This window comes from Streptomyces sp. NPDC104371, assembly GCF_055583785.1.
In genome coordinates this window covers 1,081,780-1,094,510 of sequence record NZ_JBVJNF010000001.1, presented here as the reverse complement: position 1 = coordinate 1,094,510, position 12,731 = coordinate 1,081,780, and the positions used below count along the sequence as shown (strand labels likewise).

13 protein-coding genes are annotated in these 12,731 nt (G+C 72.2%); 6 read left to right on the top strand and 7 right to left on the bottom strand.

Annotated features, from left to right (window positions below):
• Positions 1–12 precede the first annotated feature (12 nt).
• From ACZ60T_RS04885 to ACZ60T_RS04875, 3 genes are all read left to right on the top strand, one after another.
• Positions 13–858, top strand: coding sequence for a fumarylacetoacetate hydrolase family protein (locus ACZ60T_RS04885; RefSeq protein WP_469664442.1), 846 nt, complete (start codon positions 13–15; stop codon positions 856–858).
• A 36-nt stretch (positions 859–894) separates the two neighbouring features.
• Positions 895–1,521: a TetR/AcrR family transcriptional regulator gene (locus ACZ60T_RS04880; RefSeq protein ID WP_469664440.1), complete on the top strand. Its 627-nt coding sequence runs from the start codon at positions 895–897 to the stop codon at positions 1,519–1,521.
• A 229-nt stretch (positions 1,522–1,750) separates the two neighbouring features.
• Positions 1,751–3,211, top strand: a complete 1,461-nt coding sequence (locus tag ACZ60T_RS04875; protein WP_469664438.1) for an APC family permease — start codon at positions 1,751–1,753, stop codon at positions 3,209–3,211.
• 7 nt (positions 3,212–3,218) lie between these two features.
• Here ACZ60T_RS04875 and ACZ60T_RS04870 read toward each other — a convergent pair whose 3' ends face one another.
• The gene (locus ACZ60T_RS04870) at positions 3,219–3,929 is read right to left on the bottom strand and encodes a type 1 glutamine amidotransferase (RefSeq protein ID WP_469664436.1); all 711 of its coding nucleotides are present in this window, start codon (positions 3,927–3,929) and stop codon (positions 3,219–3,221) included.
• A 115-nt stretch (positions 3,930–4,044) separates the two neighbouring features.
• Between ACZ60T_RS04870 and ACZ60T_RS04865 the strand changes: the two genes are divergently transcribed.
• Both ACZ60T_RS04865 and ACZ60T_RS04860 read left to right on the top strand, forming a co-directional pair.
• Positions 4,045–5,535, top strand: coding sequence for an aldehyde dehydrogenase (locus ACZ60T_RS04865; protein WP_469664434.1), 1,491 nt, complete (start codon positions 4,045–4,047; stop codon positions 5,533–5,535).
• On the top strand, positions 5,532–6,239 hold the full coding sequence (locus tag ACZ60T_RS04860; RefSeq protein WP_469664432.1) for a gamma-glutamyl-gamma-aminobutyrate hydrolase family protein: 708 nt from the start codon (positions 5,532–5,534) through the stop codon (positions 6,237–6,239). Before ACZ60T_RS04865 ends, ACZ60T_RS04860 begins: the two co-directional genes overlap by 4 nt.
• Positions 6,240–6,272: 33 nt before the next feature.
• On the opposite strand, the gene ACZ60T_RS04855 is transcribed toward ACZ60T_RS04860, so the two are convergent.
• Positions 6,273–6,929 (bottom strand): helix-turn-helix domain-containing protein, encoded by a 657-nt coding sequence (locus ACZ60T_RS04855; protein WP_469664430.1) that lies wholly within the window; start codon positions 6,927–6,929, stop codon positions 6,273–6,275.
• A 71-nt stretch (positions 6,930–7,000) separates the two neighbouring features.
• Here ACZ60T_RS04855 and ACZ60T_RS04850 point away from each other — a divergent pair, with 71 nt between their 5' ends.
• Positions 7,001–7,792, top strand: a complete 792-nt coding sequence (locus ACZ60T_RS04850) for an IclR family transcriptional regulator (protein WP_365629389.1) — start codon at positions 7,001–7,003, stop codon at positions 7,790–7,792.
• Between the two features lie 113 nt (positions 7,793–7,905).
• Here the strand turns inward: ACZ60T_RS04850 and dmpG are convergent, their stop codons facing one another.
• From dmpG to ACZ60T_RS04825, 5 genes are read right to left on the bottom strand one after another with little or no spacing between them, the layout of a single operon-like run.
• Positions 7,906–8,925, bottom strand: a complete 1,020-nt coding sequence (gene dmpG, locus ACZ60T_RS04845; protein ID WP_365629386.1) for a 4-hydroxy-2-oxovalerate aldolase — start codon at positions 8,923–8,925, stop codon at positions 7,906–7,908.
• Positions 8,922–9,866: an acetaldehyde dehydrogenase (acetylating) gene (locus tag ACZ60T_RS04840; protein WP_469664428.1), complete on the bottom strand. Its 945-nt coding sequence runs from the start codon at positions 9,864–9,866 to the stop codon at positions 8,922–8,924. Before ACZ60T_RS04840 ends, dmpG begins: the two co-directional genes overlap by 4 nt.
• Positions 9,863–10,675, bottom strand: a complete 813-nt coding sequence (locus ACZ60T_RS04835; RefSeq protein WP_469664426.1) for a 2-keto-4-pentenoate hydratase — start codon at positions 10,673–10,675, stop codon at positions 9,863–9,865. The genes ACZ60T_RS04840 and ACZ60T_RS04835 overlap by 4 nt, the downstream gene beginning before the upstream one ends.
• Positions 10,672–11,649 carry a 3-carboxyethylcatechol 2,3-dioxygenase gene (locus ACZ60T_RS04830; RefSeq protein ID WP_469664424.1) on the bottom strand — a complete coding sequence of 326 codons (978 nt, stop codon included), beginning with the start codon at positions 11,647–11,649 and terminating at the stop codon, positions 10,672–10,674. The genes ACZ60T_RS04835 and ACZ60T_RS04830 overlap by 4 nt, the downstream gene beginning before the upstream one ends.
• Entirely contained in the window at positions 11,646–12,644 is a 999-nt protein-coding gene (locus ACZ60T_RS04825; RefSeq protein WP_469664422.1) for a zinc-binding dehydrogenase, read from the bottom strand. The genes ACZ60T_RS04830 and ACZ60T_RS04825 overlap by 4 nt, the downstream gene beginning before the upstream one ends.
• Positions 12,645–12,731 lie beyond the last annotated feature (87 nt).

Below are 12,731 nucleotides of genomic sequence, written 5' to 3'. Positions count from 1 at the left end.
GGAGCCACCGACATGCCCGAGTACCGCCGCATCCTCCTGGACGGCGCCACCGTCCAGGTCACCGTCGAGGGCGAGGAACTGGTCGCCGCGGACGGCCGCCGCGTCAAGGTCGCCGACGCCCACCATCTGCCGCCGGTCGTCCCGTCCAAGGTGATCGCCGTCCACCTCAACCACCGCAGCCGGGTCGACGAGTTCGGGATCGAACTCCCCGACACCCCCACCTACTTCCACAAGCCGACCTCCGCGCTGAACTCCCACAAGGGCGCGATCGTCCGCCCCGAGGGCTGCAAGTGGCTCAACTACGAGGGCGAGGTCGCCATCGTCATCGGGAGGACCGCGCGGAACATCTCCCCGGCCGAGGCGGGGGAGTACATCGCGGGCTACACCGTCGCCAACGACTACGGCCTGCACGACTTCCGTGACACCGACGCCGGGTCCATGCTGCGCGTCAAGGGCTCGGACACCCTCTGCCCGCTCGGCCCCGGCCTCGTCACCGACTGGGACTTCCGCGGCAAGCGGCTGCGGACGTACGTCAACGGCGAGGTGGTGCAGGACGGTTCGACCGACGAGATGAAGTGGGACATGCACTACCTCGTCGCCGACATCGCCCGCACCATCACCCTGTACCCCGGCGACGTCCTGCTGTCCGGCACGCCCGCCAACTCCCGTCCCGTACAGCCGGGTGACGTGGTCGAGGTGGAGGTGGAGGGCCTCGGTCGGCTCACCAACCACATCGTCACCGGCCCGGTCCCCGTCCGCGGTGACGTGGGCGCGCAGCCCACGGAGTCCGAGGAGGTCCTGTCCACGGCCCTCGGCGGAGACTGGGAGTTCCGGGGCATCCGGCCGCCCCGGCGGTGAGCCGCCGCGCCGCGACGGGCCGATAGGGTCGACAACATGACCGATTCCGCGGGCACTTCCGGGAGCCGACGGCCGCGCAAGCGCCTGCACTACGGGGAGGGCCGCGAGGCCCTGCTGAACGCCGCCGTGCGCGTGGTGGCCCGGGGCGGTCTGCGCAAGCTCACCTATCGGGCCGTCGCGGAGGAGGCCGGGGTCACCCACGGCCTCGTCGTCCACCACTTCGGCTCGCGTGACGCGCTGATAGAGGAGGCCTTCGGCCACACGATCCGCACCTCGCTCCACGCCAGCGCGCTCGAACCCGGCACCGGCGAGATCGCGGACTTCTCGACCGGGCTGTCCGACATGGTCACCGCGGATCCGGGCACGCAGGCGTACCAGTACGAGATGCTGCTCGAAGCCCGCCGCAGGCCCGAACTGCTCACGCAGGTACGGGCGTTGTACGACGAGTACTTCGACGCCACCCGGCGCGAGCTGTCCCGGATCCTGCCGTCCGGCGCCGACCAGGCGCTGACCCGGCTGGTCTTCGCGGCGCTCGACGGGCTCGTCCTGCATCAGCTCGTCCTGGGCGAACCCGAGGTCACCGACACCGCCCTGGAGGAGCTGCGCGCCCTGCTCAGGCTCCGGCACACGGACGGCGGCGGCGGTGACGCCGGCGGGGCGTGACGGCCCGCTGAGCGGCGTATCGGGAGGCCGGTAGGGCGGTCGGCCTTGCGGCGGATCGAGCGCGTATGCACAAGGCCCTGGGCTCCAGGGCCTTGTGCGTACGCGCCCCCGGTCGGGGTGGGGAATCTCGGTTCGACCCCTTGCCAAGCGGATAGTTCCGGCCCACCATGGGGCAACTCGTTTGGCCTGAAACGACTTCTTGCTCTCCCGCTCCCGGTAGGTGAATCGAGTGGACACTCAGACGGCGGACGCACCGCCCCTCGCACAGGACTCCGCCACGGCAGGCCGGCTCAAGCCCAACTCCCTGGGCGTCCTGGGCATTCTCTTCTTCGTTCTTTCCGCACAGGCGCCGCTGACCGGCATCGCCGGGGCCGTGCCTCTCGCCGTCGCGATCGGCAACGGCGCCGGTGCGCCCGCCGCGTATCTCGCCTCCGGCCTCATCGTGCTGCTGTTCTCCGTCGGCTTCGTCGCCATGGGCCGCCATGTCGTGGACGCCGGCGCCTTCTACACGTACATCGGCAAGGGGCTGGGCCGCCTGGCGGGCTCCGGCAGCGCCGCGGTCGCGCTCTTCGCCTACTGCTCGATCCAGGCGGCCATGTACGGGCTGTACGGCGCGACGGTGACCGCCCTGGTCGAGCACTACGCCGGGGTGCATGTGGCGTGGTGGATCTGGGTCCTGGTCACCATGGCCGTGGTCCAACTGCTCGGCGCCGCCGGGATCGAGATGGGCGCCAAGGTGCTGACCGTCTTCGTCGTGGCGGAGTTCAGCATCCTGCTCGTCTTCGCCCTCGTGACCTTCGTCCGGGGCGGCGGACCCGAGGGGCTCGGATTCACCGACAGCTTCTCCCCGTCCGCCGTGCTCCAGGGCGCGCCGGGCGTGGCGCTGATGTTCGCCGTGGCGTCGATGTTCGGCTTCGAGGCCACCGCGATCTACGGCGAGGAGGCCCGCGAACCCCGGAAGACCGTCCCGCGGGCCACGTATCTCTCGGTTGTCGTGATCACCGGCTTCTTCGCCTTCACCTCCTGGATGCTGGTCTCCGCGCACGGAGCGTCCAAGGTGATGGCCGACGCGGGCGCGGCGCTGGGCTCCGGTGACGCCACGACCTTCGTCTTCGCGCCCGTCACCGACCAGTTCGGCGCCTGGGTCGGCGATGTGCTGCCCGTACTGCTGGCCACCTCGCTCTTCGCGGGCGTCCTCGCGTTCCACAACTCCGCGAACCGCTATCTGTTCTCCCTCGGCCGCGAGGGCCTGCTGCCGCACCGGCTCACGGCCCTCAACCGGCGTCACTCGCCCTGGGTGGCGGGCACCGTGCAGACCGCGATCGCGCTGCTCGTGATCCTGCCCTTCGCGCTGCTCGGCAAGGACCCGGTGCTGACGCTGTTCTCCTGGCTGAGCGGGGTCGCGGTCCTCGCGATGATGCTCCTGTACTTCCTGACCTCGGTCTCGGTGGTCGTCTTCTTCCGCCGCTCGCGCGCCGACACCCGGCCCTGGAACACCCTGGTCGCCCCCACCCTGGGCGCCCTCGGTATCGCCGGTGCCATCTGGCTGATCGTCCAGAACTTCACCACGCTCATCGGCGGTGACAAGGCCACCGCGCTGTGGCTCCAGCTCACGGTGCCGGTGGTCCTGGCCCTCGGGGTCGCCGCCGCCCGCCTCAGACAGCGGCGGGCGGCTCCGAGCAGCTCGTAGGGCGCGGTCAGCGCGAGGCGTTCGCCACCCGGTCGAGGAAGCCGTCGACCAGGCGGCGGGCGTTCTCGCGCGCCACCGGTTCCATGGCGCGGCTCTTCGCGAGCAGCCCGTCCGGATCCACCCCCCGGCCCAGGCACTGCTCCCTGCCGCCGAGTTCGAGCCAGCCCTGGACCATCGCCGTGGTGATCTCCGGATGGAACTGCACCCCGAGGGAGCGCCCCACCTGGAACGCCTGCGGGCACACGGCGTTGCGGGCCGCCTCCCGCGCGCCCGGCGGCAGGACGCAGCGGTCGTAGTGCCACTGGAACCACGGTCCCGGCGGCACCAGCGCGGGGTCGTCGGTCTCGATCTCCGTCCAGCCGATCTCGGGACGCGGAGCGGGGACGACCGATCCGCCGAGCGCGGTGGCCAGCGCCTGGGCGCCGAAGCAGACGCCCAGCACCGGCACGCCGAGCCGGTGGGCCTCGCGCAGCAGGGCGAGTTCGGCGCCGATCCAGCCGCCGATGGCCTCCTCGTCGTACACCGACCAGGGGGCGCCCAGCGACACGATCAGATCCCAGCCGTCGGCGCCCGGGAAGTCGTAGGAGAGGTTCGGTGTGTGATGCCGCTCCCGCGGCACCACCGTCACGGTGGTGAGGTCGTATCCGCGCTCCACGAGCCGGGCGCCGACCAGTCCCGGTTCCGTCACGTGCTCGTGCCGGATGACGAGTGCACGCACGTCAGCCGCTCCTTTCCCCGGTCCGGCGGGCGCCGGACCGATCCTGTCGAACCCTTGTTCAGTCTGTCGCACGATCATATCGTTTGGTATCAAATGTTTCTTCTGGAGGCCCCGCATGCTCGACGTGTCCCATGAGGAGTGGCTGCGCCGCGCCAAGTCCCTGACCCTGCCCGGCGGTCACCACATCGACGGCGCCGACCGGCCCGGCGGGGGAGCGGACTTCGCGGTCGTCTCACCCCGCGACGGCCAGGTGCTGGCACGCGTCGCCGACGCCGGTCCCGCCGAGGTGGACGCGGCGGTCGCCGCCGCCCGGCGGGCCTTCGACGCCGGACCCTGGCCGCGCCTCGCGCCCGCCGAGCGCGGCCGGGTGCTGCTGCGCATCGCCGACCTGCTCGAAGAGCGGCGCGAGGAACTGGCGTTGACCGTCAGCCTGGAGATGGGCAAGCCCATCAGCGACGCGTACGGGATCGAACTGCGCGCCGCCATCGGCACGTTCCGCTGGTACGGGCAACTGGCGGACAAGCTCACCGACGACTCCCCGCACACCGCGCCGGACGCGCTGGCGCTGGTCACCCGCGAGCCCGCCGGAGTCGTCGGCGCGGTCGTCCCCTGGAACTTTCCGCTGACCCTGGCGAGTTGGAAGATCGCCCCGGCCCTGGCCACCGGCTGCACCGTGGTGCTCAAGCCCTCCGAGAACTCCCCGCTGTCCGCACTGCTGCTGGCCCGCGTCGCCACCGAGGCCGGACTGCCGCCGGGCGTCCTCAACGTCGTGTGCGGCGACGGACCGGTGGCCGGGCGCGCCCTCGGCCTCCATCCGGACGTCGACGTCCTGGCCTTCACCGGCTCCACGGCCGTCGGCCGCCACTTCCTGCGCTACGCCGCCGACTCCAACCTCAAGCGGGTCTGGCTCGAACTCGGCGGCAAGTCACCGAACATCGTCCTGCCCGACGCCCCCGACCTGGAGCGCGCCGCGGCCACCGCCGCCTGGGGGATCTTCTTCAACCAGGGCGAGATGTGCACCGCCCCCTCCCGGCTCCTGGTGCACTCCTCGATCGCCGAACAGGTCACCGAGGCCGTCGTGGCGCGGGCGCGCGCCCTGCGCGTCGGCGACCCGCTCGACCCGGCCACCGAGATGGGCGCCCTGGTCGGCGAGGCCCACCTCGGCCGGGTGCTGGACCACATCGGCACGGGTCTGGACGAGGGCGCCCGGCTGCGCGCCGGAGGCGAGCGCACCCTCGCCGACGGTGGCGGCAGCTTCCTGCGGCCCACCGTCTTCGACCGGGTGGACCCCGGCATGCGGCTGGCCCGCGAGGAGATCTTCGGCCCGGTCCTGTCCGTCCTCACCTTCGACGACCTGGACGAGGCCGTCGCGCTCGCCAACGCCACCGAGTACGGGCTCGCCGCCGCGCTGTGGACCTCCGACCTGACGACCGCCCACCGGGTGTCCCGCGCCCTGAAGGCAGGCACTGTCTGGGTGAACTGCTACGAGGAGGGCGATCTGACCGTGCCCTTCGGCGGTATGAAGCAGTCCGGCAACGGCCGCGACAAGTCCGTCCACGCCATCGAGAAGTACACCGAACTCAAGACCACCTGGATCCAGTTGTGAGACCTCTCATCGCCGTCCCCGCCCGCTTCGCCGCCTCCACCTCTGCCCTGCGGCACGCCGCCGAGGTCAACGCCCGCGCGCTGATCGACGCCGTGTGGCGGGCCGGCGGCGAACCCGCCGCCCTCCATCCCGCCGACCCCACCGCCGACGACGTCACCGCCCGCCTCGCCCGGTTCGACGGCGTCCTGCTCCCCGGCGGCGGCGACATCGCCCCGTACCGCTACGGCGTCGCCGACACCCACGACAGCGTCTACGACGTGGACGACCTCCAGGACGCCTTCGACCTCGAGACCGCCCGCGCGGCGATCGGCTCCGGCCTCCCGCTGCTCGCCGTCTGCCGCGGCCTTCAGGTCGTCAACGTCGCCCTGGGCGGCACCCTGGAACAGGACATGGGCGGCCCCGAGCGCGACCACCGCCATGTCGTGCACCCGGTCGAGATCCGGCGCGGCACCCTGCTCGAACAGGCCATCGGCACCGAGAAGGCGGAGGCGTCCTGCTACCACCACCAGCGCGTCGACCGCGTCGCGGACGGGCTCACGGTCAGCGCGCGCGCCGCGGACGGCACCGTGGAGGGCCTCGAACTCCCGGACGCAGCAGGGTGGTTCACCGCCGTCCAGTGGCACCCCGAGGACACCGCCCACGAGGACCCCGTCCAGCAGGCCGTGTTCGACGCCTTCGTCCGGGCCGCCCGCGACCGGGGGTGACCCGGCCGTGAGTCGTTCCCTCCCCCGGCCGCGTCACCCCGAAGGGGCCAGCCCGTTGGTGACGATGGGCCGGAAGCGGCGGAGCTGGGGGAGGGTGGTCACCATGTGGGCCACCACCCGGTCGCTGAGGCAGACATGGTGGTGGGGAACATCGCCGGGGAAGCGCACGAAGTCACCGGCCGACAGGTCCACCGGCTCGTTGAGCGGGCCGGTGCGCAGCTTGCCCGTGATCACGTAGAGATGGTGCAGGGTGCCCGCCGCGTGCGGAGCGATCGTCTCCGGGGCGTTGGCGCCGCGCTCCAGGCGGAGCACCAGGGTCCGGACGTAGCCGGAGCCGTACGTCTCGTCCAGCGGACGCTCGCTCCAGTGCGCCCCGTCGGACCACTCGCCCTCGTCGTGCCGCTGGACGTAGACCGGGGTGCCCCACTCGGTCAGCAGCCGCCGGGCGGGTACGTCGAGCGCCGATCCGAGCAGCGCCAGGGTCTCCACGGTGGGATTGCCCGCCCCCTGTTCGATCTTGGACAGGGTCTGCTTCGACAGCCCTGACCGGCGGGCCAGTTCCCCCAGGGACATGCCCCGCTCCAGCCGGAAACGCCGCACGTTGCGCGCCACGAGATCGTTCTCCCGGGGCAAGGTGTCACTTTTAATGTGCATCCCGTCATTGTTGACGAACGGGCGTGCTGTTCGCATCCTTGTCACGTAAAGGTTTCCGCGGCGTCAATTGAAAGTGACGCCGCCCCTTGAGGGTGAGGTGAACCACCATGACCGCGACCCTCGACGGCCCCGTGCGCGACGACCGGGCCGCTGTCGACAAGGCCATCAGCCTCCTCGTCGTCCTGGGAGACAGGGCACATGGGGAGACGGGTGTCAGCGAGCTCGCACGGCGGGCACGGATGAGCAAGTCGACCGCGTACCGGGTGCTCGGCATGTTGGAGCGCAACGGCGTCGTGGAACGCGTCGGCACCGGCTACCGGCTCGGCGAGCGGCTGCACCATCTGGGCCGCGCCGTCTACGCCCCGGGCGCCGAGGGCGTCCGTGACCTGCTGCTGCCCTATCTGGCCGATCTGTACGAGACGACCCGGGAGACCGTGCACCTGGCCGTGCTGCACGGCACGCACGTCGTCTATCTCGCCAAGCTCTACGGCCACCGCCCCACGCCCGTGCCGTCCCGGATCGGCGGCCGGCTGCCCGCCCATACGACGGCGGTCGGCAAGGTGCTGCTCGCCTACGACTCCGACGCCGCGGAGCGGGTGCTGTCCGAGCCGCTGGAGCGCTTCACCGACCGCACCCGCACCGACCCCGACGAGCTGGCCGCCGAACTGGACGCCATCCGCCGCAGCGGCGTCGCCTTCGACGACGAGGAGTACCAGCCGGGACTGGCCTGCGTGGCCGCGCCCGTGCTCAGTAGGGGCGGCCGGGCCGTCGCGGCGCTCTCGGTCGCCGGGCGGCACGGCCGGATCGACACCCGGGCGGTGAGCGGCCAGGCGCGCCGCGTCTGCGCCTCGGCGTCCCGGGCGTGGGCGGCGCGGGCCGCGCGGACGTACGCCGCGTAGGTTCCGGGGCCCGCGGCCCCGGTGCGCGTGACGACCAAGGGTGGGTACCGACCACGGCATGTCCTCGGTACCCGCCCCTTTGGCTGCCGAGGGGGCGGGTGGCCGCCGGGGTGTCAGGCCGCCGGGGCCGACCTCAGCAGGTCCAGCGCGATGTCGACGATCATGTCCTCCTGGCCGCCGACCAGCCCGCGGCGGCCCACCTCCAGCAGGATGTCGCGCACATCGATGCCGTACTGCCCGGAGGCGGCCTCCGCGTGCCGCAGGAAGCTGGAGTAGACACCCGCGAAGCCGAGGGTGAGCGTCTCGCGGTCGACCTGGACCGGACGGTCCTGCAAGGGGCGTACGAGATCGTCCGCGGCGTCCTGGAGGGCGAACAGGTCGCAGCCGTGCTGCCAGCCCTGCAACTCGGCCACCGCCACGAACGGTTCGATCGGGCAGTTGCCCGCGCCCGCGCCGTGCCCGGCGAGCGACGCGTCGACCCGGGTGACGCCCTCCTCGACGGCGACGACGGAGTTCGCCACCGCCAGGGACAGGTTCTGGTGGGCGTGGATGCCGATCTGCGTCCCGGGGTCCAGCACATCGCGGTAGGCGCGCACGCGCTCGCGGACACCGTCCATGGTGAGCCGCCCGCCGGAGTCGGTGACGTACACGCACTGGGCGCCGTACGACTCCATCAACTTGGCCTGCTCGGCGAGCTTCTCGGCGGGTGCCATATGGCTGAGCATCAGGAACCCGGAGACGTCCATGCCGAGTTCGCGGGCGGTGGCGATGTGCTGCGCGGCGACATCGGCCTCGGTGCAGTGGGTGGCGATCCGCACCGACCGCACACCGAGCGAGTGCGCGTGCCGCAGTTCGGCGATGGTGCCGATGCCGGGCAGCAACAGCGTGGTGAGCGTGGCCCGTTCGAGGGCGGAGGCGGCGGCCTCGATCCACTCCCAGTCCGTGTTGCTGCCGGGCCCGTAGTTCAGCGAGCCGCCCGCCAGGCCGTCGCCGTGGGCGACCTCGATCGCGTCGACCCCGGCCGCGTCCAGGGCGGCGACGATTCGGGTCACGTCGGCGGGGGTGATGCGGTGCCGTACGGCGTGCATGCCGTCCCGCAGCGTGACGTCCTGGACATACAGGTTCGTGGTCATACGGATGCCCCCTGGTGTGCGTGCTGGGCGATGCGCTCGGCGGTGCGCAGGGCGGCCGAGGTCATGATGTCGAGATTGCCGGCGTAGGCGGGCAGATAGTGGGCGGCGCCCTCCACCTCGAGGAACACCGATACCCGGGTGGTCACCTCGGGGGCGCCGTCGGGCAGCAGGGTGTGCACGGGCTCCTCCGCCGGGAGCCGGGTGAACTGGACGTCCTGCTTGAGCCGGTAGCCGGGCACGTACTGGGCGACCTCCGCCACCATCTCCGCGACCGAGGCGCGGATCGCGTCGTGATCGGCGTCGCCGATGAGGCAGAAGACGGTGTCCCGCATGATGAGCGGCGGCTCCGCCGGGTTGAGGACGATGATCGCCTTGCCGCGCGCCGCGCCGCCCACCTTCTCGATGGCCGCCGAGGTGGTCTCGGTGAACTCGTCGATGTTGGCGCGGGTGCCGGGGCCCGCCGACTTCGAGGCGATGGAGGCGACGATCTCCGCGTAGGGGACCGGAGTCGTCCGGGCGATGGCGTGGACGACCGGGATGGTCGCCTGGCCGCCGCACGTGACCATGTTGACGTCGCCCGCGTCCAGATGGGCGTCGAGGTTGACCGCCGGGACGACGAACGGGCCGATCGCCGCGGGGGTGAGGTCGATCAGCGTCTTGCCGAACGGCCGGAGCTTCTCGGCGTTGACGAGATGGGCCTTGGCGGAGGTGGCGTCGAAGACGATGTCGATGTCCTCGAAGCCGTCCATCGCGATCAGCCCGTCCACGCCCTCGTGGGTGGTGGGCACCTTCAGCCGCCGGGCGCGGGCGAGGCCGTCCGAGTCCGGGTCGATGCCGACCATGGCCGCCATCTCCAAGGTCCCGGAGAGCCGGAGGACCTTGATCATCAGGTCGGTCCCGATATTGCCGGAGCCGATCACGGCCACTTTCGTCTTCGTCATGAAGGGTCCTTAGGGTCCTTGTCGCTGAACGTGGCGGTCACCTGGCCGAGGCCGGAGATCTCCGCGCGGACGGTGACGCCGGGTGTGACGACGGCCATCGGGCCGAGGGCACCGGAGAGCACGACCTGACCGGCGCGCAGGGGGTCCCCGAGCGCGCGGGCCGTACGGGCCAGCCACAGCAGGGCGTTGAGAGGATCACCGAGACAGGCCGCGCCGTCGCCCTCGGAGACGAGCTCCCCGTCGACGTACATCCGCATGACCGTCTCGCGCGGCTCGAACTCGCCGAGCGGGAGCCGGTGTTCACCGAGCACGTACAGCCCGCTGGAGGCGTTGTCGGCGACGGTGTCGGCGAGGGTGATGTCCCAGTCGGCGACGCGGCTGTCCACGATCTCCAGGGCGGGTGCCGCACAGGCCACCGCCGCGCGGACCGCGGCGAGATCGAGGTCCTCCTCGTCCAGGTCCGCGGCGAGGACGAAGGCGATCTCCGCCTCGGCCTTCGGCTGGAGCAGCCGGGCCATCGGCACCGCCGCCTCGCCGGAGACGTCCATGTCGGCGAACAGGACCCCGAAGTCCGGCTGGTCCACGCCGAGTTGGCGCTGCACCGCGGGCGAGGTGAGACCGATCTTGCGCCCGGTGACGACCGCTCCGGCCGCCAGTCGGCGCTCGGTGAGACGGCGCTGCACCGCGTACGCCGTCACGACGTCGGCCGTGCCCACGAGGTCGCGGACCGGGGCGCACGGGCGCCGCTCGGCGGCGGCGGTCTCCAGCCGCTCCACGGCCGCGGCGACGGCCTCGTCAGATGTGCTCATCGGCCCGACTCCCCTTCGGGAAACGGCTGTTCGGCCGTCGACGGCTCCGCGGTCGCCACGGCGAAGCCCGCGACCCACTCGGGGACCGGCGCGTAGAAGCGGGACGTCATGCGGTACGGGCCGGTCGCGGCCAGCGAGGCGAACGCGGCGACCCACGTGCGCACTTCATGGGCCGAGCCACCGCCCTCGGCGCCCATCCACTCCACGCTCCAGCCGTCCACGTCGGCCAGTCGGCCCTGCTCGAAGGTGTCGAGGACGAGGTTGTCCCAGGCCGGGTTGAGCGGAATCATCGTGGTGGAGCCCGCCGCGTAGTCGCGACCGGCCTGGATGACACGCTGCTCGCCCCTGGCCCGCTGCTCCGGCGTGGGCGGAAGGCCCTCGATGAGCGCGTCGGCCACCCGCGGCGGGGCGCCGTCGAGCACCGGCACCGGCGGGTCGTGCGAGAGCCCGCCGGACCCGAGGAAGAGCACCCGCCGGTCGAGTTCGGCCGCGGCCTCCCCCAGCGCGGTCCCGAGGGCCCGGATCCTGCTGACCGGCCCGAGCGGCGTGGCGACACCGTTCACGAACACCGGCACCACCGGCACCTGGTCGATGCCGCCGAACAGGACCTCCAGCGGCTGTACGAAGCCGTGGTCCACGGTCATCCGGGCCGAGACGCTCAGATCGATCCCCCGGTCGAGGACCCCGCGGGCCAGCGCGCGCGCCGCCTCGGTGTCGACCGAGAGAGGACCGGCCGACGAACCGAAGTCACCGACCGCGGTCGCCTCGGTGGCCAGGCAGAACGGGGGCATCTCCTTGTAGAAGAAGCCGTTGTAGTGGTCCGGGGCGTACAGGACGACCAGGTCCGGATCGAAGGCGCGGACGAAGGCGCGCGCGGTGTCCACGGCGCTGTCGACAGCGGCCACGACCTCCGGGGCGGGATCGTTCTTGCCGATGAGGGGGGAGTGGGACAGGCCGACGGCGGCGGCGGTCATCGCGGTGCTCCTGACGGTTGCGAGCCGGACGGATGGATGACGAGCTTGCCCGTGAGCCGCCCGTCGAGCATGAGCTGGAAGCCCTGGTGGATCTCCGTGAGCGGCAGCGTGCGGTCGATCACCGGACGCAGCCCGGTGGCGTCCATGAGCTTCAGCAGCGCCACCAGTTCACTGCGGGTGCACCCGGTCGAACCGAGGACACGCTGCTGGAGGTAGAAGATCCGCCCGAGGTCGGCGGGCGGATTGGTGCCGCTGGTCGCCCCCGCGATCACGACCGTGCCGCCGGGCCGCAGCGACTTCAGCGAATGTGCCCAGGTGGCCTCGCCGACCGTCTCGATCACGACGTCGACCCGCTCGGGCAGCCGCTCACCGGTCGGCACCGCCGCCCGCACACCCCAGGCAAGGGCCTCGGCCCGCTTCTCCTCGCTGCGGCTGGTCGCGTACACGACGGCGCCCGCGGCCAGGGCCAGCTTGATCGCGGCCGAGGCGACACCCCCGCCCACGCCCTGCACGAGCACCCGGTCGCCCGCGGTGATCCGCGCCTGGGTGAACAGCATCCGGTACGCGGTCCCCCAGGCGACGGGCAGGCAGGCGGCCTCGTCGAAGGAGAGCCACGACGGCTTGGGGATCAGATTGCGGGTGGGCACGGACAGCAGCTCGGCGAAGGCGCCGTCGTGCCGCTCGGACAGCAGCGCGCGCCCCGGGTCGAGCGTCTCGTCACCCATACCGGCGTCCGCGTCGGCGATGACGGGATGCACCAGGACCTCGTTGCCGTCCTCGTCGTACCCGGCGGCGTCGCAGCCGAGGACGACGGGCAGCCGCTCGGGCGGGTGGCCGACACCGCGCAGGGTCCACAGGTCGTGCATGTTGAGCGACGACGAGACCACGCGGACGGTCGACCAGCCGGGCCGGCGCTCGGGCGGGGGAACATCGCCCAGGACGAGCCCGGCGAGCGGGTCGGTCGCGCTCTGGGAGACAGCGGTTGCAGCAAGCATGGGCTCACGCTCCCCCGCGGCCCTCGCCCGCCGACAGCCCGTGTTCCGTCCTGCGGAACGACGGATGGCGACGGCTCGCACCCCTGG

Excerpts from the sequence above, each read along its gene's own strand:
- ACZ60T_RS04880 (WP_469664440.1), top strand. The coding sequence starts at position 895 with ATGACCGATTCCGCGGGCACTTCCGGGAGCCGACGGCCGCGCAAGCGC.
- dmpG (WP_365629386.1), bottom strand. The coding sequence starts at position 8,925 with ATGACCACGAACCTGTATGTCCAGGACGTCACGCTGCGGGACGGCATG.
- ACZ60T_RS04865 (WP_469664434.1), top strand. The coding sequence starts at position 4,045 with ATGCTCGACGTGTCCCATGAGGAGTGGCTGCGCCGCGCCAAGTCCCTG.
- ACZ60T_RS04835 (WP_469664426.1), bottom strand. The coding sequence starts at position 10,675 with ATGAGCACATCTGACGAGGCCGTCGCCGCGGCCGTGGAGCGGCTGGAG.
- ACZ60T_RS04840 (WP_469664428.1), bottom strand. The coding sequence starts at position 9,866 with ATGACGAAGACGAAAGTGGCCGTGATCGGCTCCGGCAATATCGGGACC.
- ACZ60T_RS04830 (WP_469664424.1), bottom strand. The coding sequence starts at position 11,649 with ATGACCGCCGCCGCCGTCGGCCTGTCCCACTCCCCCCTCATCGGCAAG.
- ACZ60T_RS04850 (WP_365629389.1), top strand. The coding sequence starts at position 7,001 with ATGACCGCGACCCTCGACGGCCCCGTGCGCGACGACCGGGCCGCTGTC.
- ACZ60T_RS04825 (WP_469664422.1), bottom strand. The coding sequence starts at position 12,644 with ATGCTTGCTGCAACCGCTGTCTCCCAGAGCGCGACCGACCCGCTCGCC.
- ACZ60T_RS04885 (WP_469664442.1), top strand. The coding sequence starts at position 13 with ATGCCCGAGTACCGCCGCATCCTCCTGGACGGCGCCACCGTCCAGGTC.
- ACZ60T_RS04855 (WP_469664430.1), bottom strand. The coding sequence starts at position 6,929 with ATGCGAACAGCACGCCCGTTCGTCAACAATGACGGGATGCACATTAAA.